At 48.0% G+C, this 24,738-nt stretch carries 20 protein-coding genes and 1 pseudogene; 3 read left to right on the forward strand and 18 right to left on the reverse strand.

From position 1 onward, the window contains the following. Nucleotides 1-183 precede the first annotated feature (183 nt). The 3 genes from AC1DLI_RS31135 to AC1DLI_RS31145 all read right to left on the reverse strand — a co-directional run bounded on the left by AC1DLI_RS31135 (nt 184) and on the right by AC1DLI_RS31145 (nt 1,406). Nucleotides 184-381, reverse strand: a complete 198-nt coding sequence (locus AC1DLI_RS31135; protein WP_477609083.1) for a hypothetical protein — start codon at nt 379-381, stop codon at nt 184-186. A 54-nt stretch (nt 382-435) separates the two neighbouring features. Next, the gene (locus AC1DLI_RS31140) at nt 436-633 is read right to left on the reverse strand and encodes a hypothetical protein (RefSeq protein WP_477609085.1); all 198 of its coding nucleotides are present in this window, start codon (nt 631-633) and stop codon (nt 436-438) included. A 146-nt stretch (nt 634-779) separates the two neighbouring features. Then, complete coding sequence (locus AC1DLI_RS31145; RefSeq protein WP_477609087.1) at nt 780-1,406, reverse strand: sterol desaturase family protein; 627 nt, start codon at nt 1,404-1,406, stop codon at nt 780-782. Between the two features lie 179 nt (nt 1,407-1,585). On the opposite strand from AC1DLI_RS31145, the gene AC1DLI_RS31150 reads away from it, so the two are divergent. Further along, nucleotides 1,586-2,191, forward strand: coding sequence for a TetR/AcrR family transcriptional regulator (locus tag AC1DLI_RS31150; protein ID WP_477609089.1), 606 nt, complete (start codon nt 1,586-1,588; stop codon nt 2,189-2,191). Nucleotides 2,192-2,805: 614 nt separating this feature from the next. Here AC1DLI_RS31150 and AC1DLI_RS31155 read toward each other — a convergent pair. Both AC1DLI_RS31155 and AC1DLI_RS31160 read right to left on the reverse strand, forming a co-directional pair. Continuing rightward, nucleotides 2,806-3,924, reverse strand: coding sequence for a glycoside hydrolase family 5 protein (locus AC1DLI_RS31155; protein ID WP_477609091.1), 1,119 nt, complete (start codon nt 3,922-3,924; stop codon nt 2,806-2,808). A 13-nt stretch (nt 3,925-3,937) separates the two neighbouring features. Next, nucleotides 3,938-5,707 carry a DUF5605 domain-containing protein gene (locus tag AC1DLI_RS31160; protein WP_477609093.1) on the reverse strand — a complete coding sequence of 590 codons (1,770 nt, stop codon included), beginning with the start codon at nt 5,705-5,707 and terminating at the stop codon, nt 3,938-3,940. Between the two features lie 263 nt (nt 5,708-5,970). Here AC1DLI_RS31160 and AC1DLI_RS31165 point away from each other — a divergent pair, with 263 nt between their 5' ends. Beyond that, nucleotides 5,971-8,346 (forward strand): alpha-L-arabinofuranosidase C-terminal domain-containing protein, encoded by a 2,376-nt coding sequence (locus AC1DLI_RS31165; RefSeq protein WP_477609095.1) that lies wholly within the window; start codon nt 5,971-5,973, stop codon nt 8,344-8,346. 167 nt (nt 8,347-8,513) lie between these two features. Here AC1DLI_RS31165 and AC1DLI_RS31170 read toward each other — a convergent pair. The 7 genes and pseudogenes from AC1DLI_RS31170 to AC1DLI_RS31200 all read right to left on the reverse strand — a co-directional run. Beyond that, nucleotides 8,514-8,707: pseudogene (locus AC1DLI_RS31170) on the reverse strand (alpha/beta hydrolase); the annotation flags it as partial. Nucleotides 8,708-8,803: 96 nt separating this feature from the next. Beyond that, nucleotides 8,804-10,342, reverse strand: a complete 1,539-nt coding sequence (locus tag AC1DLI_RS31175; RefSeq protein WP_477609097.1) for an ABC transporter substrate-binding protein — start codon at nt 10,340-10,342, stop codon at nt 8,804-8,806. 85 nt (nt 10,343-10,427) lie between these two features. Further along, the gene (locus AC1DLI_RS31180) at nt 10,428-11,306 is read right to left on the reverse strand and encodes a carbohydrate ABC transporter permease (protein WP_477609213.1); all 879 of its coding nucleotides are present in this window, start codon (nt 11,304-11,306) and stop codon (nt 10,428-10,430) included. Between the two features lie 21 nt (nt 11,307-11,327). Beyond that, entirely contained in the window at nt 11,328-12,260 is a 933-nt protein-coding gene (locus tag AC1DLI_RS31185) for an ABC transporter permease (RefSeq protein ID WP_477609099.1), read from the reverse strand. Between the two features lie 161 nt (nt 12,261-12,421). After that, entirely contained in the window at nt 12,422-14,029 is a 1,608-nt protein-coding gene (locus tag AC1DLI_RS31190) for a helix-turn-helix domain-containing protein (RefSeq protein ID WP_477609101.1), read from the reverse strand. An 11-nt stretch (nt 14,030-14,040) separates the two neighbouring features. Beyond that, nucleotides 14,041-15,780, reverse strand: coding sequence for a sensor histidine kinase (locus tag AC1DLI_RS31195; protein WP_477609103.1), 1,740 nt, complete (start codon nt 15,778-15,780; stop codon nt 14,041-14,043). Between the two features lie 98 nt (nt 15,781-15,878). After that, a complete protein-coding gene (locus tag AC1DLI_RS31200; RefSeq protein WP_477609105.1) occupies nt 15,879-18,764 on the reverse strand; it encodes a family 78 glycoside hydrolase catalytic domain in 2,886 nt (961 codons plus the stop codon). 256 nt (nt 18,765-19,020) lie between these two features. Here AC1DLI_RS31200 and AC1DLI_RS31205 point away from each other — a divergent pair, with 256 nt between their 5' ends. Beyond that, the gene (locus tag AC1DLI_RS31205) at nt 19,021-19,563 is read left to right on the forward strand and encodes a GNAT family N-acetyltransferase (protein ID WP_477609107.1); all 543 of its coding nucleotides are present in this window, start codon (nt 19,021-19,023) and stop codon (nt 19,561-19,563) included. A 126-nt stretch (nt 19,564-19,689) separates the two neighbouring features. Here AC1DLI_RS31205 and AC1DLI_RS31210 read toward each other — a convergent pair whose 3' ends face one another. The 6 genes from AC1DLI_RS31210 to AC1DLI_RS31235 form a co-directional block, all read right to left on the reverse strand. Then, nucleotides 19,690-20,259, reverse strand: a complete 570-nt coding sequence (locus AC1DLI_RS31210; protein WP_477609109.1) for an SF0329 family protein — start codon at nt 20,257-20,259, stop codon at nt 19,690-19,692. A 532-nt stretch (nt 20,260-20,791) separates the two neighbouring features. Continuing rightward, nucleotides 20,792-21,532: an S-layer homology domain-containing protein gene (locus AC1DLI_RS31215; RefSeq protein ID WP_477609111.1), complete on the reverse strand. Its 741-nt coding sequence runs from the start codon at nt 21,530-21,532 to the stop codon at nt 20,792-20,794. A 368-nt stretch (nt 21,533-21,900) separates the two neighbouring features. Beyond that, complete coding sequence (locus AC1DLI_RS31220; RefSeq protein ID WP_477609113.1) at nt 21,901-22,035, reverse strand: hypothetical protein; 135 nt, start codon at nt 22,033-22,035, stop codon at nt 21,901-21,903. A 233-nt stretch (nt 22,036-22,268) separates the two neighbouring features. Continuing rightward, nucleotides 22,269-23,243, reverse strand: a complete 975-nt coding sequence (locus AC1DLI_RS31225) for a formylglycine-generating enzyme family protein (protein ID WP_477609215.1) — start codon at nt 23,241-23,243, stop codon at nt 22,269-22,271. A 64-nt stretch (nt 23,244-23,307) separates the two neighbouring features. Then, a complete protein-coding gene (locus tag AC1DLI_RS31230) occupies nt 23,308-23,841 on the reverse strand; it encodes a chromate transporter (RefSeq protein WP_477609115.1) in 534 nt (177 codons plus the stop codon). Between the two features lie 18 nt (nt 23,842-23,859). Continuing rightward, nucleotides 23,860-24,489, reverse strand: coding sequence for a chromate transporter (locus tag AC1DLI_RS31235; RefSeq protein WP_477609117.1), 630 nt, complete (start codon nt 24,487-24,489; stop codon nt 23,860-23,862). Between the last annotated feature and the right edge of the window lie 249 nt (nt 24,490-24,738).

The following is a 24,738-nucleotide window of genomic DNA, read 5'->3' on the forward strand; positions in this document are numbered from 1 at the left end:
TCCGTCCGAAGATAACGGCAATGCTGCCCATCCATACGGGGGCGTAGAAAAAACCGATAATTGCTAACACGATGCCGATCCAACCCAGCCATTTTCCTGTCATTTCATTCATATTCAACATCTCCATCCATCAAATTAGTTTTGTATWATCAWGCGARTGCTTTYGAAAAATWCCGGKTTTAYTTATMYAAAGKAAGGAATGATAAACGCAATCACTCCAAGAMTGATCGACCACCACGCCAGTCCCTTTTGAGGGGTAGCAAAGCAAATGAGTCCGAGGAGAACGGCAATGCTGCACATCCATACGGGTGCATAGAAAAACCCGATAATAGCTAACACGATGCCGATCCAACCCAGCCATTTTCCTGTCATTTCATTCATATTCAACATCTCCATCCATCAAAATAGTGTTGTATAATCAAGAGAGTGATTTATTTATCCAAAGTAAGGAATGATAAATGCAATCACTCCAAGACCGATCGACCACCATGCCAGCCCCTTTTTAAGGGTAGCCAAGCCAATGAGTCCGAAGATAACGGCAATGCTGCCCATCCATACGGGGGCATAGAAAAGCCCGATAATAGCTAACACGATGCCGATCCAACCCAGCCATTTTCCTGTCATTTCTTTCATGTTCAACATCTCCATCCATCAAATTAGTGTTGTATAATCAAGAGAGTACTTTCGAAAAGAAAGTTAATCATTCTTTCTCTTCGCAAGATTGCTCAATGGGCTAGCCTAATGAGAAGCAAGCTGGAATTCAGATATTCTTATCTGTTTTATGATGAGGGCATCCCTTTATCTTTACGGGAAATTGAAGGCCGCGAATTGGACGCTCTGGGCCGGTTTGTTCTCATGACGATATCCAACACAGGGTTAGTTACGCTGTACAACGCGTTCTCATCCAAATGATGATGCAGCAGATGTCTTTTCTTCAGCCATTTGCCCCAAGGCGTCAAAGGTTTGATTGGGCGATGGGAAACATAGTGCTTCCATTGATAATAGATTTGAAAGCCGGATGCACCGAACACGACGGCAAAAGACAGATGCCAATCATACCCCGTCACAATAAACGCCGCCCCAAAAATGACCAAATACGCACACATATCGAAAGAGACTGGTCCGAACAAATATTTCACGTCATTGGGAGATTGATGATGGGCAACATGCCCCTTATAAGCAAAAGGAGCAATCCTCGGAAATTCATGAAGAATGTATCGGTGTACGATATATTCGATAATGACGACAAATACTGGGCCTACGCACATTGCTGCCGCCGTCCGAATACTGCCGAAAGTCGCAATGACACCGCAACAGCTAAAGAAACAAACAGTGAATAGAAACAAAATAAGACGCTGACCCATAAATTCTTTTACATAGTGCATAAACGGCGTTTCCGATCTCATAAAAGATCTCCTCCTATTTAATCAACTTAATGTAATGTTGAATAAAGGTCACACAGCTAATTATAATAAGATGAAGGTTATATTCAATGATCAAGATACCCGCAAAAGTCGCTTACCCGACACGCTGCATAAAGGTTGTTCATTAGTTCACTAAATAGTTACCGGAGGGGCGGAAGAAAATGCAGGTCAAGACAGATCCTAGAATCATTCGAACGAAGCTGTTGCTTAGGAATGCCTTAATCGACTTAATAGACGAAAAAGGCTTCGAAAGCACCACCATCCGGGATTTGATGCAGAAGGCCGGCTTGAATCGGGGGACATTTTATTTGCACTACCGCGATAAATACGATCTACTGGACCAGAGCAAAGAGGATATGCTCAAAGCAATTCTAGAAATAGTCAAGAACATCGAGCCTATTCAAATAATGAAGTATGCAGCACGTAACGAGCCTCATCCGGTTTTCCTGGAATTGTTCGATTTTTTCACATTGCATGCTGTATTTTTCAAAGTTCTCTTGGGACCTAAAGGTGATCCGGCTTATCCCATCCAAATTAGACAGATTATGCAAAAGCATATTATTAATAAGCTGTCCTTACTTCAGTCCGAGCATATACCGGTGCCGCGCGGGTTCATTATTGCTTATTTGACATCCGCAAATTTGGGTGTCATTCAGCACTGGTTGGAAAGCGGTATGCAGCTTTCTCCTCGAGAGATGGCCTTGCTGATAACCCGTAGTACCACCTTCGGTCCTTTACAGACCTTCGGTCTGAAGGGAGAGACATAAGTTATCAGCCAACCCTATGTAAATTCTAAGACCTCTCATACCTGGATTAATTTTAGGATCATCGGATGCTGTTTGGCCGCCTCCAGCAAGGCATACGGCTTTTTTCTTTGGAGCTGGCAAGCTCCAAAAACCTCGTATTTCTTCATAATAGGAATGCTGCCCGTTAGCTTAATAAAGAAATGGAGCAGCTGCCGCAGCAACTGCCCCTTGTATGTTCAACTATCGTTACCTGTTATTTTAATATTGGAGGGTCACACTGTATTTATTTTCAAGTTTCATTGTCTTTCCTTCATATAACCTTTTTAAACAAATCCAACCTTTGATGAGATATTTAATTTTTATCAACCAAAAGATTTGAACAAATGCTGAAATAAATAAAAGCCATGTCATGAAGACATGGCCATTGAATCTACAAATGAACTTATTCGAACAACATTAATAATGACCCGTCATCTCTTCGCCTTAAAAAACTCATGATAAAGCTTCATGAACGACCTATTCCATTCCATACAAGAAACCCCTCAGCATACTTCTTCCTAACCTATCACTGGTAGTGATAAAGTCATGATTGATTTCTACATCGGCATGCTAAATGGTTACCGGAATTCTACGCATCAATACCGATCAGGCATCCACCCCTGCTCAATGCTCTTGCCCATATCCCAGCTGTCCCAGCCTTCTGACGCTGAATCGCCGACCGTATCCAACAGTAATTTGTAGCTCCAGTAAAACCAACCCTGCCCCTTCTCCCAAGCTTGCAGTTGTGCATTAGCAATTTTCATATAGAGGAGTTTCCGCTCTTCTTCGCTCATTTCTTTCAGGCCCTCGGTATTGTTGAAGAGGCACCACTCTCCAACGATGACTGGGAAATATGCCTGCATCTCGACAACATCTTTAGCGAAGTTGTTATCGATGTATTGGATATAGGCATCCAAATTCTTCTCACAGCCCATTACTTCTGCTATCATCAGATAAAAATGCGTATCGAGAACAACATTTACAAACTCCTCTTGTCTCATGAAGTCCTTCCACTCGTGGAGCCGGAACCCGTCATGGAATACAATAACCTTATCTACCGGTAAATACTGCCTCATTCTTTGGTAGGCCTCAACATAGAAGTTTCGCAGAAACTCGCTTGGTACCGGACCGGAACCCTCCGCCTCTTCCTTATCGACTGCCGGATAGCGATCAGGTATATTGACAAGATTCCACACTTCTTCAGAAATAGGCTCATTGAGGATCTCAATGCCCCATAATCCTTCCCTAGTTCCATAGCGCTGCGCCAGACGCTCCAGCAGTGTCAGCACAAACTCCACTGCCTCCGGATTCTGGCTCCATTTGCACACTCCGCAAATTCCGCCGTTGTCAAAACCATTCTGGCTCCCCGGAACCGTATGCAGGTCGATCAGAATCTGAAGATGGTATTTCTCTGCCCAGTTGAATGCCTTGTCTAGATACTCTATGCAACCTACAAATGGTTCTACATCCCCGAAGATAAAATAGGGAACGGGGATACGTACAGTGTTTAATCCTTTGCTTGCAATATAAGCAAAGTCACGTTCCGTAATGTAGGCAGCTCTGTGTTGGGTATATCTGTCGACTTTTATATCATGGGGCAAGGTTCTGCATAGCCATGTCTCATCTTCGCATTCTGTTCCGGAGAACATAACGGGATTCATCCATTTTTCCAAAACAAGCCAATTCCCTAGGTTAACACCTTTGATTTGTTTCATTTTGGTTCTCCTTTCATTCGTGTTTCGTGTCAACCTTCGTTAGTCTCACTGCCATGTACGCTCTCCCCGGAAGCTCGATTCGGAAAGACCCCTCATAAGTACCCGGAAGCTTCTTTATGGACATCATCCAAGTATCGATCACTTCGACCTGGTACCGGATTCCCGGCTTGCGGTTGAATTTCCGGAAACGAGGCTGGTTGAATCCGAAATAATACAAGTAATATTCGTCCTTGATTCCCGCGCAAGGCACATCCCAGTCAGACGGCAGCGGATTGAGCACGCCTCCGGGGCTTTCTTCTGTAATTCCGCGAAGAAAAGCAATCCGATCCGGACTCGTTCCCGTCAGTTTACCGCCTTTGGACCACCATAGAATTTCTTCCGCATTGAGATAGGTTTCGCCATGGCCTACGTATCCCCCGCGAACCGCGCCTTCCCAGAAACGGCGGGTCATCTCTTCTCCGCTGATATTGCCCCAGCCTTGATCGATATCCCCCTCGTATGCACACTCGTCGATCACGATGGGCTTTTTCCACTTCTCGCGCCATTCGTTCGTTGCCTCCGAGGTTTTGTACACGTCGATGCGCTGGATACTGCAATGCGTAACCCAGGGCTTGCTATAATCGTAAAAGCTTAGGCAATTATGGTTCGAAATGAGATGGTCGGCCGGGTCGTTTTCTTTGATTAATTTTGCAAACCGCTCCCAATCATCCTCCTCCTTGGACCACATAAGATCATACTCATTTGCCAGCGACCACCACACGTTGCGGTATGCGGAAAGCCGGGCCGTGATATAGCGAAGATAACGGTCGTCCGCTGCCGGAGGCATTTCCGAATAGCCCCAGCGGTCGTAAGGATGAAACAGAATAAGGTCCGCCTCGATGCCCAGCCTGTCCAAATCGGCAATCCGTTTCTCGAGGTGCTCGAAGAATGCTGGATTGGGTCGGGTGTAATCCCAGCCTTCCGCCAAGGATCCTTCGAATGGATAATAGACCGGTTCGTTCTCGTTGAACAGGTACGATTTTGGAAACACGCACATCCTCATCTTATTGAACGGGGAAGCTTTTAACGTTTCGAGCGTCTGCTCCTCCAATTCGTCTCCTTGGTGAGTCCAGGCGTAACAGGTTGTCCCCACAGGAATGTAAGATGTTCCGTCTGCGTAGGCAAAATGGAAAGTATCCTTCACACGCAGAGGGCCGTGGTTGCCTGGTGAAGGCTCCACGCTCCGGAACGCTCCTTCAATACCGTCGAGCGACCGCGCATTGCTGGATGTACGGAACTTCCAGTCACCCTGGATATCCGGCATGAAGCGAATGCGGTAGATCCCATCTCCATCGTAGAATCCCCCCATTCGGACGGTCTTGTCGCCTGAGCTGAACTCGGCATGAATGGAAACTTCCGTGAAGGGATTGCCGTGGCTTGGGCCCTTAATTTCGATTTCATAAACGCCCCATTGTTCGGCCTGGGCAGGCGCCTGAACGACAGCGGAAGCGGACGGGACACCGGCAGGCTCGTAATCTGCAGACGGAATCATTTCGGGTTCCGGCTCTCCGTTTAACACTTCATAAGGTATATCAGCCAGCTCGGACAGCGTTTCAGCTATCCAATCCGGCTGCGACAGCTCTTCTTGATTAAATTGGTAGTATTGATCCAGGGACAGGCTCTTGAAGAGGGACGCGATATGCGGCGCAGCTGTGTGCAGCGCCGGTATCCGGCGCATGATAATCCCGCGGGCCGCTTCATTTTTGTAGATCGTGCCAATGCGGGTCTTCTCGGTAAAGGTCATGTTCATTGATCTCCCTACTGTTCTGGTTTTTTGCCTTGCTGTGTATAATCATTTTCTATACTATTGCTTTGATTCTCATTCTAAAGAACTATCCGGCAGAGCACCCACCAATAATACGACTTTCCGCTTTCGATAATCTGACTTCCGCAGCATTTCGGCATGTCATCAAAACACAAACGCAATGTCGCCATATTGAAAGCTTTGAAGAACGTACTGTTCTATAATGGTAGCAGTTTTAGATATCCGAAAAGGAGTGCCTGCTCATGCGCAAATCAGCAAATGTAACTATTCATGCGGATAAAATCCGGTTTCCGGTAAGCCCAACCTTGTACGGACTATTTTTCGAAGAAATCAGCCATGCCGGAGACGGAGGGATCTACGCGGAGCTGATCCGTAACCGATCTTTCGAAGATACGTTGGTTCCGGACAGATGCCATGTCGAAAATTGCAAGCTTCATTCTCCGGCCGGCTGGATCTCGCCTTTTGAACATACCGATCCCATTCCCGGCTGGTATACGCAGATTCCAGAAGGATGCGAAGCTGAAATCAAACTCGACGACGCGCTTCCGCTGAACGAAACGAATCCGATTTCCCTGAAGGTTGAGGCTGCGTCCGTTCCGCACGGCAGAGTGTCCGTCTGCAATACCGGTTTTTGGGGCATTCCCGTTCGGTCCGGGGAGACATACAACCTTTCGTTTTATGGGAAGAAAGCCGACGGATTCCAGGGAGATCTCGAGATCACCCTGGAAGACCGTTCGGGAAACATTTATGCCTCTGGTTCGGTTACCTTAATCTCCGGTGAATGGCTGAAGTATGAATTGACGCTGGAAAGCGACCGGGATGACGCCGAGGCGATACTCGCGTTCTCCACCCGGTCAGCGGGAACGTTCTGGCTGGAGCTCGTTTCCTTGTTCCCAGCGACCACCTTCCTTCATAGAAAGAACGGGCTGCGTCCCGATTTAGTCGGCATGCTTCAGCAGCTTAAACCTTCCTTCCTCCGCTTCCCCGGAGGCTGCTTCGTGGAAGGGTTCTCCGTCGAGACTGCATACAGGTGGAAGAAAACGATAGGAGACATATCCGAAAGGACCTCTCATTGGACGTTGTGGCAGTACCGCACGACAAACGGCCTCGGCTATCACGAGTATCTTCAAATGGCCGAAGATATGGGATTGGACATGATGTTCGTGGTGAATTGCGGGTTGACCTGCCAAGGCAGGCCCGGTGAAATGATCCCGATGGAGGATCTGTCCGAATGGGTGCAGGATATGCTCGACGCCATCGAATACGCGAACGGGCCGGTCGCCGGATATTGGGGTTCCTTGCGTGCCAAGAACGGCCATCCCGAACCTTTTGGACTGAAATACCTGGAGATCGGCAACGAAAATTTCGGACCTGAGTATAACCTCAGATACCGGGTTTTCTATGAAGCCGTAAAAGAGAAATATCCGGAAATCGTGACCATATGGAACACGCATTGGGAAGTGGGGACGGAGACGAAGGGGCTGCCGGTTGAGATCGTGGATGAGCACTTCTACGCGGATAACGATTTCTATCAGCAATACCATGACATGTATGACCATTATGACCGCAGCGGACCTAAGATTTATGTCGGGGAATATGCGATGATCGTCGACAATAAGAGCGGCACCCTGCTCGGGGCGCTCAGCGAAGCGGCTTTTATGACAGGCATGGAAAGAAATCAGGATCTGGTTACCATGTCGTCGTATGCCCCGCTATTCGCCAATATTCATCATACCGTATGGGATCCCAGCTTGATCTATTTTGACGGTACGAGAGTGTACGGCACGCCTTCCTTTCACATTCAGAAGATGTTCGGCGAGCATCGCGGAGAGTATGTGGTAGATAGCTATGTCGCTACAGAAAGCCGTCCGGCCGTCCTGTACGGAGGCTTGGGCGTCGAGGAGAAGGCGCTTGACCGGATTCAGGATCTCGTCGTAAGTAACGTCAGTGAAACATTGCTGCGCCTGAACCGCTTATCCGGCAGTCAGCCGCAGTGCAGGGAGTTCCATGGCACGTTGTTGATCGGCGATCCTTCTTGGAGCCAGTATGACGTTTCCGCCAAAGCGATACTAGGTTCAGAAGGGATTCGGCTTCGCCTGTTGGACCGGCATCTGCCATGGGACAAGCAGAATTATCTATTATGGGAATTAGATCCGGATGGAGAAAGCCGTCTGGTACGCATCGTCGGCTGGTCCCGTGTCAAATTGGCGCCCGACCAAAAGATCGCCGTCCAGGAAGCGGATTGGCAGCATATGCAGGTGACTATCGTCAACGACACGGTAAAGTGTTTCCTAAATGGCGAGCTCCTCCACGAGTACCAGTCGGCACCGATTCCGTATCTGACATCCGTTTCGACTTTGGACCGTACAGCTGGCGAACTGATTATCAAGCTGGTCAATCCGTCTCCTTATCTATTGGAGACGGAAATCCATATTCACGGCGCGGGAAACGTTCCGGTGCAAGGCATACAAACGGTACTGACCTCCGGGAATCCGAAGGACGCGAATACGATCGACCGGCCTGAATCGGTGTCGCCCAAGGAATCGGATTTCAGATGCGATGACGGCGTTTATCCGCTGCCGCCGTATGCAGCCGCGATCCTCCGCATCAAAATATAGACTATGTCCCCGAACAGGTGACGAAGGCCTTGCGTTCGTTATTACTTTTGGGGGACACCGGAGAGAATATTCTTCACAAAAAACACCCCGCGATCCTCTGATCGCGAGGTGTTTACACTTAGCCGTTCAAAAAAACCTCTCATGCCTTGGCAGCAATTCCATACGAATCAATTGCTCTTGAATGTTTCTCGAATACCTGCAGCGATTTCTTTCATGCAGTCCTCAGCCTGCGGATACAGCCCGATTTTATCCATGAAGGCATGATCCATACCTCTGTAGCGGATCATCCGCGCTGGGACGCCCGACCGGACAGCTTGCGGCCGTACGCCTCACCCTCCATGCGGAGATAGTCATATTCGGCTTCACATCACATTCATCCTCCCCGTTATAAAAGGCTCCCTTCCTCGAAACAGAGTTTCGAAGAAGGGAGCCTTCACTTGCTAATCCTTATATCCGGTTATTGCACGTTGTTTTCTACCGCCCACTGATCAAGCTGCTTCTGCTTCTCGGCAATGATCTTGTCGAGGCCGGCAGATTTCAGCTTGCTGATGAATTCATCCAGCTTGGCGGGATCAATCGTGCCCGACTCCAGACCAGCCTTGTATTGGTTGTTTACGTTGGCTACCGCAGCGATCTCGGTCTTCACAGGAGAAGAATCGAACGAGAAGCCGAGCGCTTTGGAGAAGGTCGACGAATTGTTGAACTCCTTCGTCTGCTCCCAAATATCGGGCGCCGTGCCTTCCCATACTTTAGCCAGCGCGTTGTTGCCGACTTGCCATTGGTTGAAGACGTAGTTGCTTCCGCCTTCCGGCGCTTTGATCTGTCCGTTGCCGGCATCTACGTAATGCTTTCCTTCGACGCCGTTGGCGATCAGATTAGCGATGTCTTTGTCGGTATAGAGCAGGTTCAGCAGCTGTGCAGCGCGATCCGGATCCTGTGTATTTTTTGGGATCGACATCATGAATCCCGTACCGGAGTCGGAAGTGGAAATCGGGGGCACGAATCGGGCAGCCACCATTTCATATCCGTTAATCGTTTTCTCCTGGGATTCGAAGCCTGGTTTCATGTTGGACAGGTAGCTGAAGCCTTTGCCCGCTTTCAACAGACTATTATTGCCTTCCTGCGTCGTTGCGGCATCCGGCATGGTGTATCCAGCCTGGTACCACTTGCGGGCAAGCTGCAGAGCGTCCTTATACATTTGCTGTTCGTAGAGGTTTACGACTTTCAGATCCTGATTCTCAACGATTAGGATACCTGGCGTATCACCGAGTGTATCGATGTAACCGCGCACGATTTCAGCCGCAATCCCCCCAAGTTGGGAACGCTGAACCAGCGGATACATCCCCGGCTCGTTCTCTTTGATCTTCTGGAAGATCGGATCAAGATCCGCATACGTTTTTACATTATCGAACGTCAGGCCATATTTGTCCATCAGGTCTTTTCTGGCCACGAAGCCGTGGTCGGCCGCCGTATCACGCACGCTCGGCACGCCATAGCTCTTGCCGCCGACTTTCGTTGCGTTGAAAATAGCCAATTCCATCGTATCTTTAATGGTCGGAGCGTGTTTCTCCACAAGCTCGTCAATCGGCAGCAGCTGTCCTTTGGCTACCTGCGAGCTGAAGTTGAAGAAAGAAGAAGTAACAAGGAGATCCAAAGGCTCATTGCCTGCGAGCAGCAGGTTGACTTGCTGTACCCACGCGCCAATGTCGATCGGCATCAATTTGACCGTTGCGTTAATTTTTTCTTTAGTAATTTTGCTGATTTGTTCCTCAACGAGAGCGACTTCATTCATATTCCCGAGTCCGATGAACGCTATCGTCATCTCCAGTTCTTTCTCGTTAGATGAGGAAGCGGCTGCTGCGCCGTCATTGCCAGCCGGATCGGAAGAACCGGCATTATTGCCCGAATTGTTCGATCCTGAGCAAGCGGAAACGAGCAGTGACAGGATTAGCAGAACGGAGAACAGAAGTGTTACGGCTTTTGACTTTCTTGGCATGTATTTTCCCCCTAGATTATGTTGGCACTGCAGCTGCAATCTATACCAACCGGGCGCAAAGACCCGGGATTGGCTTATCCTGGCATTAACCCTTGACCGCCCCGATGGTGAGGCCTTTGACGAAATATTTCTGGAAGAACGGATAAATTAGGATCAGCGGCAGGATTCCGATAACGGCCATTGCCATCCGCACGGAGTTCATCGGTGGGTTGACTGCCATCTGTTGTCCGCCCAGATTATTCTGCTGGAGGAACTGGATGTTAACCAACATCCGGTTGAGCAGGTTCTGGATACTGAACAGTTCCGGCTCCGTGATATAGATGAGGCCATTGAACCAGTCGTTCCAGTAGTTGATCGTCAGCATGAGGCCGATCGTCGCTAGAATCGGCAGCGACAGCGGCAGCACCATCCGGTAGAAAATCTTGAACTCCGTAGCTCCGTCGATATAAGCCGACTCGATAATCTGGACCGGAATCGAATTGGCGAAAAAAGTCCGAATCAGCAGAATGAAGAAACCGTTGGTGAGCAGACCGGGAATAATCAGGGCCATTAGCGTATTCTTCATGTGGAAAACTTCGGTATAAATCAGGTACGTTGGCACAAGGCCTCCGTTGAACAATAGCGTGAAGAAAACCAGAAAGCTTAGGATGCTGCGCATCGGCAGGTCCCGCCGGGATAACGGATACGCGAGCAAAGCGCTGATCAGCAGGCCTACGAAAGTGCCGATGATCGTGATCAGGATAGTGATCCCGTAGGAGTTGAACATTGCCGCCTTCTGTATCCAGAGGTACGAATAAGCATCCAGGCTGAACTCGCTTGGCCAGAACGAATATCCGTTACTTACGATCGCGCTTTCCTCCGTGAACGAGGACATGATGAGAAGTACGAATGGAAACAGGCACAGCACTACAAGAATGATGAATATCGCATGGACGACGGTCTGGTTCATATCGTTGGTTTTCATAGTCATTTTCCCTCTTTCCGCTTAGAACAAGGCGTTTTCTTTGTTGTGTCGGCTGACGATGTAGTTGGACAGCAGGACCAGGATAAATCCGACCAAGGATTGGTACAGACCGGCTGCGGATGACATTCCGATATCCCCGAGCGTCATTAGTCCGCGGTAAACGTAAGTATCGATAACGTCCGTAACCGGCTGCAGCGGACCGGAGTTGAGCGGCACTTGGTAGAACAAGCCGAAATCAGAGTAGAAAATGCGCCCAATCGCCAGCAGCGTCATGATCGTAATGGTAGGCGCTATGAGCGGTACCGTAATGGTGCGGATCTGCTGCCATTTCGTCGCGCCGTCGATCGTCGCCGCTTCGTAATACTCGTGGTCGATGCCGATGATCGCTGCCAGGAAGATAACGCACAGGTATCCGGTAGACTTCCAGACCTGAACGATGGTTAGGATGTAAGGCCAGTATTTCGGTTCGAAGTACCAGGATATCGGCTCGATTCCGAACATCGGAAGCAGATTCAGGTTCAGGTAACCGCTCTCAGCGCTTAGCATTGAGAGTACTAGATAACCTACGATAACCATAGAAATCAGAAACGGAAGAAGAATAACGCTTTGATAGAAACGGGCTGAGAGCTTGCTTCTTACCTCATTGAGCAGAATCGCAACCGCGATGGCCATTGCCGTATTAAGAATAATGAATGATACGTTATAAAGAATGGTGTTGCGGGTGATGATGAAAGCATCCGCCGTCTTGAACAGATACTCGAAGTTTTTGAACCCCACCCAATCGCTGCCGAGTATGCCCTTGGCATAGTTGATGTCCTTAAAGGCGATGACGACTCCGAACATTGGCAGGTAATTGTTAATAATGAGGTAAGCGATCCCTGGAACCATCATCAAAAACAATGCCCGGTAACGCTTGAGCTTCTTGAAAAACGGAGTCCATCCTGTTTGTACCATCTGCTGTCCCCTTCTTTCTTGCTGTTGTTATATTCTCATTCTAAGGGACAGGACATCGTGCCGCTTACCAAAAAAACGACTTCCCACTTTCAAAATTCCGACCATCYCCGGATCCATAAAAGATAAAAGCCGATTCCGCTACTACGGAATCGGCTCAAAGCTTAATTTTGCTGCGTCCGCTTGCGATAATCCACCGGGTTCACTCCTGTTGCTTTCTTGAAGATCGTCGAGAAGTAGGACAAATTCGAGTACCCGGAAGCGACCGCTATGTCGCTGACCGATTGACCGGTATTGGCGAGCAGTTCCTTCGCATATTCGATCCTGCTTTGCTGAAGGAAGTCCGAAAGCGACATTCCCGTCTCTTTCTTGAAGATTCGCGACAAGTAGTCCGGATTGAGATAAACATGTCTAGCGATGTCTTCCCGAGATAAGTCCTGCTGTCCGATCTGGTCCGCAATAAAACGTTTAGCTTTGTCCACGACGGATAAGTTTTCTTCTATGGCATGAATGTGGTTCATTGCGACTTCGATGACATACCTTACCCACTCCTGCAGGGATACCAGCGAGCGAAGCACGGTTTCCGGCTTGTCCGTCAGCAGATTTTGCGCGAATACCTGATTAGCCTGCAGACCTTTCGACTGAAGGACGAAAAATATCATCTGGAGGAAGTCCTGGTAGAAGGCATGCAGGGCTTGCGCATCGACAGAGCCGTCGAAAGCTTTCCATGACTCCAAATACTTCGATACCTGTTCCGACAGCTTATCCCGGGCACCCTGCTTCATCCATTCCGCCCATCCGGCGAGAGGTGCCGGATCCAGCCTTGACCCTTTTTTCTTAGACTCACTAAGCATGAACGTCCGGTTGATCTGGGTCACGTTATTCTCGTCGAGCTGTTGAAGGGAGCGCAGCATGCCGACCAATTCGTAAAGCGGCACGCGATCGCCGACGTAACAGCTGATATCGCAATACAAATACTGATTGCAATTGCGGATGAACGCATCGCAATGCTCACGTGTTTCCGCCTCGTTCACAGGCAATTCCAAAGGAATCACGGTCAGAAAAGAACCGTTAGCTGCCGGAATGACAGCCGCCCCGGGTGTTGTTTCCATGGCTTCCTGCAGCACGTTGCGAAGGGCATATTCCATGATTCGCTGATCCCGTTCGGACAGCTCTTTATGCCAGCGCTGGACGCGGGTGTAGACGGTCAGAAAACGGATGTTTTCGGAATACGCAAGTCCAGCTTTCCGCAAGTGCCCGCAGAGCGCTTCCGGATTTGAAGGGATTTTCCGCTGAATCAGGTCCTGCCAGAAAAGCTCTGCCACGACCGGCTGATGCGATTCCCAGAGCTGCCTGTAATGATGATGGGTTTCCTCGAAGGAACGCAGCTCCCTTGCTTTGGCCATCTTGTCGAACGCCCTGCCGATCACCGATTCAAGCTCCGAATAATCAACGGGCTTCAGTAAGTAATCGAAGCTGTCGAGTTGAATGGCTTGTTTGGCGAATTGAAAATCCGAATGGCAAGTCAGGAAAATGGTCTCGGTATCGGGATAATGCTCCTTGACCCAAGCGGCCAATTCCAATCCAGACCCTTGAGGCATTTCGATATCACAAACCATCAAATGCACGGACTGGGAACGGAAAACTTCCTGTGCCTGCTTCAAACTATGCGCCGTATACACAGATCCTACATTCAGGCGGTCCCAATGAACGCCTGCCTGCAGTCCTCTCACCGCGTGGACTTCATCGTCAACAAGCAACGTATGATACATGATTCATCACCTCAAGGATCTTTTGTCTTTATGGGAATGGAAATCCGCACAACGGCTCCCGATTCGTTCTCGTTATAAAAACCAATATCCGCCTGGTCTTCATACAGCAAGCGAAGCCTGCGCCTAGCGTTCCAAATCCCGATCTGTTCCCCTGTCTCGTTGACTGGTTCTCCCTCATACGCAAGCCGCTGAAGTACCTCCTTCGGAAACCCGGGACCCGTGTCCTTAATGTGAATGACAAGGCGCGAATCTCCACCGGTCTCTTCTATGCAGACTTCAACCGATATCAGGATCAGTTCCTCCATGTTGACCGCGTATTTGATTGTGTTCTCTACCATGGTCTGAACGATCAAAGGCGGCACCTCCGTATCGAGCAGATGATCGGGCATCTCGACATGGTATTGGAAGATATCCGGGAATCGAAGCTGCTGGATCCTCAGATAGTTTGCCGTGTGGGCAAGCTCGTCCCTAAGCGCCACAAAATAGGAATTGCTGCGGAACATGAACCGGAAGTAGGACACCAGACATTTGGTCATTTCCTGGATCAGGGCAAAATCCTTTACCGTCGCCAGATTATAAATGATATTGAGCGAATTCAAAAAAAAGTGAGGATTAATCTGAAGCTGCAGATGGCGCAGCTCCGCTCGTTGATGGTTTAATTTCTCCTCATACACGTTAATTTTAAGATCGTGAATCTCGGTGATCATTCGGTTGAACGTTTCGTTTACAATTTCGAACTCCGTTGAGGTCGGCACCTGCTCCATCCTGGAATCCCAGTTGCCGTCCCGAAGCTTCCGCATGGCAATGACTATCCGCTTGACCGGATTCAGGAATACTCTTCTCATCATAAAGACGAAGAGAAACAGAAACAGAACGGCAGTCAGCGAGATGAAGGATGAGATCCGCTGCAGATAAGGTAGCTTCTGAAGGATCGTGCTGTCGGGCACAGCAACCACTAAATTAAATTTGCCCTGCATGGAAGGCTCACCCATCACGAGATACTGATCCTTGCCTTCCCCTGTGATGGTATAGGATTCTTCTGGGAATTCCAAGTCGATTTCCTTGTCCTGAATCAGGTCCTTATGGCTGATAGGCTCGTCGTTGTCCGTCGTAATAAGTGCAACCCCGGATTTGCCCAGATCAATCAGATTGAGCGGCACCATCAATTTATCGCTGCTCATCCATGCCCCCATATACACATTGCCGGACTTCAATAGATGGAACAAGTAATAATCGTTCTTGCCTTCCCAGAGATGCCAGCGTGCGTAATCGATTGAATTGGCGTTAAGTTTAATCATTTCCAGYATTTCGTTCCGCGCCGACTCGCGTGCTTCAAAAGTATCTAACGAGTTTTGTATCACAATCAGGTCGCGGTTGATCTCGGAATAGACGAAAAATGAATCCAGAATCGGGTAGTAGCCGAGATCCTCGCGAATCATATTAAATAGTGTAATTTTTGCGATGTTATAGCGATCCTCGTCCATCTCTTTGGGAAATTCGAGATCAAGCACGTTCAAATCGCTCTCCAACGTATTAGCCAGGTACTTGTCCACTTCTTCGAGATTGCGGTCGATCTGGTCCTTATACAGGCTCAACATATTTTTGTTAGATTGCGCCACCTGGTTTCGGACTACGTCGACGGAATAGTAATTATTGACGATAAGAACGGTAACCAGAGGAATGAAAATAACGAGAACGGCKGCAAAAAATTTGAAGCGTAGTGAGTTGACTACCGGTTTGATTCTGCGCAATGCCGCCGTTCCTCCTTTGTTATGGTTGACTTTCTTTGTATTATATCTTTTCTATTTCATTTGCGATACACGCCAAAGGATGGGAGACGTCTTCGCCTTTACTCACGGATTTGGGAGAGCTCACGGCTGATGGCCTCATATTGCTCTTTAGAAATGGCAGTACCCATGGGGCTATTCGCTGCCGCTGCTAGAGGCATGTTGGCAAAATGATTCAAATTTCCGGAAAAACCCTGCGCATGTCGGTCCAGGATTTGTTTGGCCGTCTCCCATTGGACGACTTCGCTTAGCCGCATATTGGGTGTGTAAATCCGGTAAGTAGAATCCCTCCTGGCGTATGTGAACACGTAACGGCCCGACCCGGTTTCTACCCTGACTCCTTCTGCTTCTTGTGTGATGGACAAGATTCCTTCGTCCTTTATGCTGCCTTTCACCTCGTCCGTATGAGCTCCGCGCAGCAGGATCGACGCGGCTGCGTTGGCTGGAACGACGGCCTCGATACGAATATGCCCGTCATGAAACGTCCATCCCGCTTCCACAGTCCCGTACATCGATTCGTACGACGCCCGGGCATGGCTCAGCCTTCCGCCTGTGAAGTCTGGCTCGATCCGGACTTTTTTGTAGCCCGGCTGTTCCGCATCCGGCGAAAGACCAGCAATTTTGCGGTACATCCATTCGCCCACCGCCCCATAGGCGTAGTGGTTGAAGGAATTCATGTCATCGCTCCAGAACGAGCCGTCCGGCTTAATCCCGTCCCAGTGCTCCCAAATCGTGGTCGCTCCCTTGGAAACGGAATAGAGCCAGGAAGGATATGTTTTCTGTAGAAGAAGCTTAACCGCCGTTTCATGGTATCCGTTATCCGAGAGCGCGAAGCAAAGATAAGGCGTACCAACGAAACCGGTGGTCAGGTGATAGTTGTTTTCCACGATCATTTCGTTCAGGTCGCCCGCGATTCTTGCGCGGTCCTTCGACTCAGCAAGATCGAAGACAAGAGCCAGCACATGGGCGGTTTGCGTTCGAGCAGCGACCCTTCCGTTCGGCGTGATGAATTCATCGCGGTACGCCGCAGCGATCCGCTCGGCCAACGCCCCGTAATAAGCGGCGTCCTCCTCGAAGCCAAGCACTTTGGCGGCATCCCGTATAATTCGCGTGGAAAGTGCGAAATATGCCGCCGTTACCATGTGGCTCGGAGTGGCGCCCATATAGCTTCCTTCCTTGGCGTCCAAGGCCAACCAATCTCCGAAATGGAAGCCAGTGTTCCAGATATGCTCGGTTTCACCCTGGGAGCGGATGTAATCCACCCAACCCTTCATACTGTCGTATTGCTCGACGAGAATTTGTTCATCAGCCAGGCTCGTATACATCGCCCATGGAATCACTGTCGCGGCGTCGCCCCAAGCAGCTGACGAATACCCTTGAATAATGTTTGGCACGACGAATGGAACCTGGCCGTCGGCCAGTTGGTCTGCCTTCAGATCACGCAGCCATTTGGTGAAGAACGGTCCGCCGTTGTAGTTGAACAAAGCCGTACCGGCGAATACCTGCGCGTCACCTGTCCAGCCAAGACGTTCGTCGCGCTGCGGGCAGTCTGTAGGAACGTCGAGGAAGTTGCCCCGCTGGCCCCACACGATGTTCCGCTGCAGTTGATTCACCATTTCATCCGAACATTCGAATGCTCCCGTCTGATCCATATCGGAATGAATCACTTCGCCGGTAAATGCATCTGGCGGCAATCCCTTCTCTTGATCCGGGTAGCCTTCCACCTTGACATATCGGAATCCTTGGAATGTAAAATGCGGCGCATAGGTTTCGGTTCCTTCGCCTTTGGCAATGAATGTGACCAACTGTTTGGCGGTTCGAATGTTGCCCATGTAGAAGTTGCCTTCTTTGTCCAAAACTTCGGCATGGGTCAGCTTAATTACCGTACCCTCCGGCGCCGAGACGTTAAAGCGGATTCGACCCACCATGTTCTGGCCCATATCCAGCAGGGTATCGCCGGATGGCGTAAATATTACAGCCAGCGGCTTCAGTGTTTGCGTCACGCGTGTCGAAACATTCTCTTGCGCGACCAAATGCGTGAGCGGCAGCTCCAGACGTTCGGCAGCGCCCCAAGACAAATCGTCGAATCCCGGCTCGCTCCATCCATTTTGCTCCATGCAGGCGTCGTACGTTTCTCCATCATAAATCTCAGAGAAGCGTATCGCTCCCGTCGAGGCTTTCCAAGTTGGATCGGATCCCATCACCTCTTCGGTTCCGTCGTTGTATCTAACATGCAGCTGTACAAGAACAGCACGGCGATCGCCGTAATGATTGGCCTTGTTCTCCCAGCCCAGCCGTCCTTTGTACCAGCCGTTGGCTACCATGATTCCGATCGTGTTGTCGCCCTTCTGAAGCTGCGCCGACACATCGTAGGTCTGATAAGCTTGGCGGGAGCGATAGCTTGTCCATCCTGGCGCAAGCTCGTCGTCTCCGACCTTCTCCCCGTTGAGGTAAAGCTCGTACACGCCGGCAGCGGTTACATAAATGCGCGCCGAAGCGATTTCCGCGCCAATCAGCGAAAACGGCTTACGAAGCAAGAATGCCGGCTCTGCCTGCGGATCGATCGATTCGGAAGAAGGCGTAATCCACTGCGCCACCCATTCCTTCGAGTCGTAGAACGCCGTTTCCCACCACGCCGGCTCGCTCCATTCAGACTCACGCCCGAAATTGTCCCATGCCTTCACCCGGTACAGATACCGGGTACAGGATGAAAGTAAGGGCCCATCATACGGAACCAGAACGTTCTTGTCCGACTCGCAAAGGCCAGAATCCCACAGCGGTTCATCGAAATTCCCGTTCTCCCCGGCCGTCTGGATTCGATAGGCCTTTTGCGAGGTCCCCTGACGGTCGGATTCAATACGCCAGCTCATGCGCGGATGAGTAACATCCGTCCCGAGCAGTTGGCGGCGGTATTCCGCGGTTAGATGAGTTACCTTCAGTTCTGCCATATCAGCATTCTCCCTTTCATTTACCGTAATGAGTCTAATATCCCAATTTTATTTTACAGAATTCCATCCTCTGTCCGCTTTCGGTATAACGACTTTATATTTATGGTTTTCCGACCAAAATGGCCGCCTTCCAATTCGAATGGAGTATAGCAACTCCCCCTACGGCTAGCCTTGTTTGCTAGAAAAGGATTAATTAGGTCCTGACTAGAATTATATTTTGATAAAGATTTGATTAGAAATGAGGGGGCCAGGAATTGTGCCGATCTATAGAAAAGTTGAGTTTCCTTCATTAGAAACAGAAAGACTAAATCTTAGGCTTTTAACAATACAAGATTCCAAAGCAGTATTAAAACATTTCTCAGATGAAGAAATTACAAGATTTATGGATATTGAACCATGTAAGGATATAAAAGAAGCTGAGGAGATTATTAGATTTCATCTAGAGGATTCAGGCTGTCGGTGGGGGCTGTTTGACAAAAACAATAATAGTTTAATCGGTACATGTGGATACCACTATTTAAGAAAAACCAATGATGTCTTTATAGCAGAAGTCGGATTCGATTTATCTAAGCCATACTGGGGCAAAGGATTATTGTCTGAAGTAATGAAAGTAGTAATTGATTTTGGATATACAAAAATGGGACTAACGATTGTTGATGCAACTGTTGAACCAGAGAATGAAAGATCAATTAGTTTATTGAGGAAATTAGGATTCAAAAGGGAGATTGAACTTAGAGATAATTTAATTTATTTTTATTTGAATCGAAACAGTTTCGAAGATAGCAGTGAATTAATCTGATTTTTTGTTAAAAAAACATCATTGTACGATGAAATTTCTAAAACAAAAAGAGGGGTTTTTCACCCCTCTTTACTATTTCCGCCAATACATCTCAGCTACTAAACTTTTCTGGCCAACAATTTATTTTCAAAACGTACTTAGCCGTAGTTCATAAAAATACTGCACAATTGGATGCTTTAACTTCATCTTCTCGGTCATATTTAAAATTCGCTTTTTTCCAACTCGTCTGTCCACCAAAGCTAGAACATTCAATAAGATATCATTGCTCTCTATGCTTTCCTCTATAGAAATGGATAAAAACTTATTGGCTATAACGATAAAATTTGATTTACTTAATGATGACTGTGCCGACAAAAGCTCCTTTGCATATTCTGATTTTTTTCTACTTCTTGCAATTACTTTTAGACGATCCTCCGGTACTATCCCCTTGGTATCCTTTCTGACTGCTTCAATTTCTTCATTGTTGATAGGAATTTGGATATCTGGATCATTTTTAATTTCCAGCTCCGTCTGATACCATCTGATTAAGTTAGTTGTATCACTCATATTAAATACGTTTTTTTTATCTACTGCAATATAACAAAGCCCTGCTTTATCGGGTAAATAACGGTAGCTCGTTGCACGGTATTCGAACCTTCCATATAACGCAGGACAGAGAAAACTCTCCAGATTTTGTTTCAATTTGCTCCAGGCCATGTACTACTCCTTGTTCTATATTAATAACTACCTATGGAGGCAGTTGTTCTATTATCCATAATACTATAACCAACACACAATCTTCTATGTTCGTATGAAAATACCTTCACCGCTGAGGAGAACGCTCAACATAATGCTTGCTACAACGTGGTTACCATTCAACACTTTGCCCTATACTGGTGTTGTGAATAAATTCAACTTCTTTCATTTTATCTATTAACTCTTTAGGATAGTTCATAAAAAAAGGCTGTTTTCTCAGCAGACCTTGTTCAAGCAGTTACCTTTCAATGTCCCCCCGATATATCCTTACTACGCACTCAACATATGTGGAGTGTGTATACAAAAAAAAGACCAAACGGAATTTCAGCCATTTGGTTTCTTCGATATTGAAGGAGAAGCGTTCCATGAAGCGAGCTCCAAAGAGGAACACTCACTTTAAAAATAAGTTAATCCTCATTAAAGTCAAATTTAAGCGATCTCCCATGATTAGGGGGACCGCTTTATCATTTTGAGAAAACCGATTTTGTAGATCCTATTTTGTTCCTGGTATTTGTGGACTTGTTGACGAAGGTGATCTTTTTGAGTTTGTTTCTGATTCTAGATCTGGTTGTGGCGATGGTGCAGGATGTGCCTTAATGTATTCGAGTACATTGTAGATTTGTTCCGCTGCCTCAGCACGAGAGATTTCAGCTTTAGGATGGAAGTTCCCTTGTTCATCTAGTTTCACTACGTTATAAGCAAGCGCGCGCTGGATAGATCCATCATAATCAATGGTTAGATCCGTGCTATCGTTAATCTGGACAGGAACAAGATTAATCTTTGGAAGATTGCTGTGCGTTTCAATCGTGCTAATAAGCTGGTGAGTGAACTCTTCACGCGTCCATTTCTTGTTAAGATCCAGATCGGCTGGCAGTACGACTCCATTAACGCTTGCCGTAATTAAGGCATTCGCATACCAAGCATCGTTGTTTGCGTTTTTGAAATAATCCGTAGCTTTAGGTTCTACAAGGAATCTTACTAGATCTAGATTCAGATTCGCTGCATTAACAATAAGCTGAATACCTTGTGCCGCTGTGATGGTGTCATTCGGGGCAAATAAGTCGTCCGAAATACCATGGACTACGCCTTGTTCTTGTAAAGCAACAATTTTATCCTTTGCCGCGATATTCGTTATATCCGAGAAAGGGTTGGTAGCTGCATAGCTTTGACCTACAAAAGTTAATGATAATGCGGTAACAGTGGAAAGAGTTATCATTTTGAATTTTGTTTTCATTTCTTTCACCTCGTAAAGTTTTTGGTTTAAGATTCAAGCATTTTATTCGTTGTTCGGATTAATCAGACTTTCTCATGATTACCTGATGTCACCCTTACATTAGTAATACAATCGAAGAGCCTATTATTTTTCACACTGAAAAAAATTTTTAGATGATAGATTAAAAAGGGATCATTTCGCTTCCTATCCGTATGTTCGTCTACCAAAACGCAGCTGTCCACGGTTCTGAAGCAAACAACAAGCCCCTTGGTGGCCAAGGGGCTTGGTAGTACACGCTAAAGTTAAAGATGTTTTGATCCCTGTCTCATAATCGGGGGTCAATTTCATGGGATAGTGGGTTTTATGTCACTCGTGTTTTTGCAATTTTTTCATTGTAAACCTTCCTCGCTAACTCGCTTGCGATCCAAAGCAACACTGTATAATGCATAGCCTGCAACAGCTGTACCAATTCCAACCCTAACACCTTCAACGAAGTCGGCTGCGATTGTATCCGTCGATTCCAATGCAAAGTAGCACCTTACCGTCCACTTGCACAGTAAGGTGCTCTTTTCCAATACAAATGTAAATACTCACCTCTAACGCCTCGCCTTAAAAAACGAAAAAAACTTCAGCAAAAGAGTTGACGATAAAAAAACCTCCGGTTAACCGTGATTTTAAACTCCATGATCACATGGCGTAGTATTCACCGTTACCGTGAGGGTATTAAGATACTTCATTTATTCCATTTCGATAGCATTTAAGTTGCTTTAGGGATCAGGTCCGCGGCCACGCGGAAGCCCATGTTGCCCGTTGAGCTGTCCGGTGTATTGCCGCTTCTTGCCGCTACCCTGTAGCGGTTGCAGTAAGAGCGGTGGCACAGATACGAACCGCCTCTCATCGACCTTTTGCCTGTATCCTGTGTATATCGCGGATTAACTGACGACGTTTGGCGGTGATAGGCAGGACTAAACCAATCCGCACACCATTCCCACACATTGCCCGCCATATTATACAGTCCGTAACCGTTCGGCTCATACGACCGAGTAGGAGCCGTGCCTATATAGCCATCGCTTGCATTATTTTTAATCGGGAACTTTCCCTGCCAAATATTGCACATATGCCTGCCGTCCGGCTTGAGCAGGTCTCCCCAAGGATAGGTCCTGCCCTGTAAACCGCCTCGTGCCGCATATTCCCATTCCGCTTCCGTCGGCAATCTTGTCCCAGACCAGGAGCAGAACGCCGCGGCATCATTCCAAGAGACATGAACAACCGGATGATCCATACGACCCTCAATGCTCGAATCCGGCCCTTCCGGGTTATTCCAATTTGCTCCATCAACGACAAGCCACCAGGGGACTTGCCGCGGTACGTTCTTAACCCTGATGTTCGTTTCATCAGATACTAACAAATGGAAGACATATGACCATCCATAGCTCTCTGCTTCAGTTCGATATCCGGTTGCATCCACGAATGCCCGAAACTGTGCGTTCGTCACGGCGCAAGCCGAGATTTTGAAGGATTCGAGTTCTACCCTCCGAACCGGACCTTCCCCATCGCTTGGAAACCCTTCGCTAGTAATTGTTCCCATTTCGAAGGAACCGCCCGGTATGATAACCCAATCCAAGTCGATGTGATCCGGCGCCGGAACGGCAGTTTGTGACGGCCCTGGGACCGCTATAACACTGGGCTCAATGTTCGCTTGCTGCCTGCTTACCGCACAGCAGGATTTCATTTGTTCCACTCCTTCGCCTCCCTCCAAACATTTGATGCCTATTCATGATTCATTAATCATTCGATTAGAATAGAATAATTCCTGCCGCCCCTGCTGCAGCGATAACGGCGATAGGATGAAGTTTATACTTGATCATCAAAAACATACACCCGGAACATATCGCAAGCGTAACGAAAGTCTTCCATGTGAATCCCGCCTCACGCCCATTAAGGAAGCCAAAATAGATGGCCGCATAAATAATGAGCCCGGTAATGATAGGACGAAGACCATAAAAGGTTGATCGGAACCATTTGCTGCGGCTTTGGCGAAAAAATACCGCGGACAGCAAAATAACAGCGGCGAGTGAAGGCAGAATCATGCCTAACGTCGTCGCGATGGCCCCAGCCAATCCAGCCGACTTATACCCGATCAAGGTAGCGCTGTTCGTTGCGATCGGTCCTGGCGCCATACCGGCAAGTGAAACCGCTTCCTGAAATTCGCTGCTCGTCAGCCAGCCGTGGGCTTCAATTTCATATTGAATCAAAGGAATGACAGCATAGCCTCCGCCAAATGAAACGGAGCCAATCTTAAAGAAGGTAATGAATAATTCCCACAGCATGACTCGCGCCTCCGATCGTCAGATAAAGTATTCGGGCTCCCGCAATGACTTCGCATTGATACCCATTCTCTCGGTTCGAACCTCGAGACCGATCCACTCTTTACTCTTTACAATAACCAGCCCCACGACTAAGCCGAGGAGGATCACATAGAGTGGATTAATGCTGAGCAGCAGCAGCGACAAAAGCGCGGCCGTCGTCACGCAAGTAGTGGACACGTCAAACACCGATACTTTGGCCATTCGGTAGGCAGCCATCAAGATCAAAGCAATGACAGCGGCATGAATACCTCTAAGGGCCGCTTGGACTTTTGGTTCGTCACGTAAAAACAGGTAAGCGAAACTAAGCATGATCACAATCAGAAACGTTGGAAGTGTAACGCCCGCAATGGCCGCAACAGCCCCCATGACGCCTGCTTTCCGATAGCCTACGAATGCAGCCGCATTCACAGCGACTCCTCCGGGAGCCATGCCCGCCATAGACAGCATATCGGCCATCTCATCTTCTGTAAACCATTGACGCTTGACGACAACCTCCCGTTCGATAATCGGCATCATGGCAAAACCACCGCCGAAGCTGGATGGACCAATCTTGAAGAACGTCCAAAAAAGCTGGTTAAGGTTACCAAAGTGCGCAAAAAACCACTTCACTGGAACCGCCCCCTTTCATTACATCCATTTTATCATCTTTTTTTCATTTCGGGATAAAGTATTACTGATAAAACAAATAAAAAGAATTTATATCAAAATAAACATGGTATTTTTACTGAATTACCAAATATTCCGATGTTAAAACTTATCTTAATTTCATTTTGGTTTTAAGTGAGAGTGGTAGAAAGATGTGAACATGATCCGATGTAAAAAAATAAGAACGGGCATTATGATCCCGTTCCCTTTGAT

This window comes from Paenibacillus sp. 01T443 (assembly GCF_056398325.1).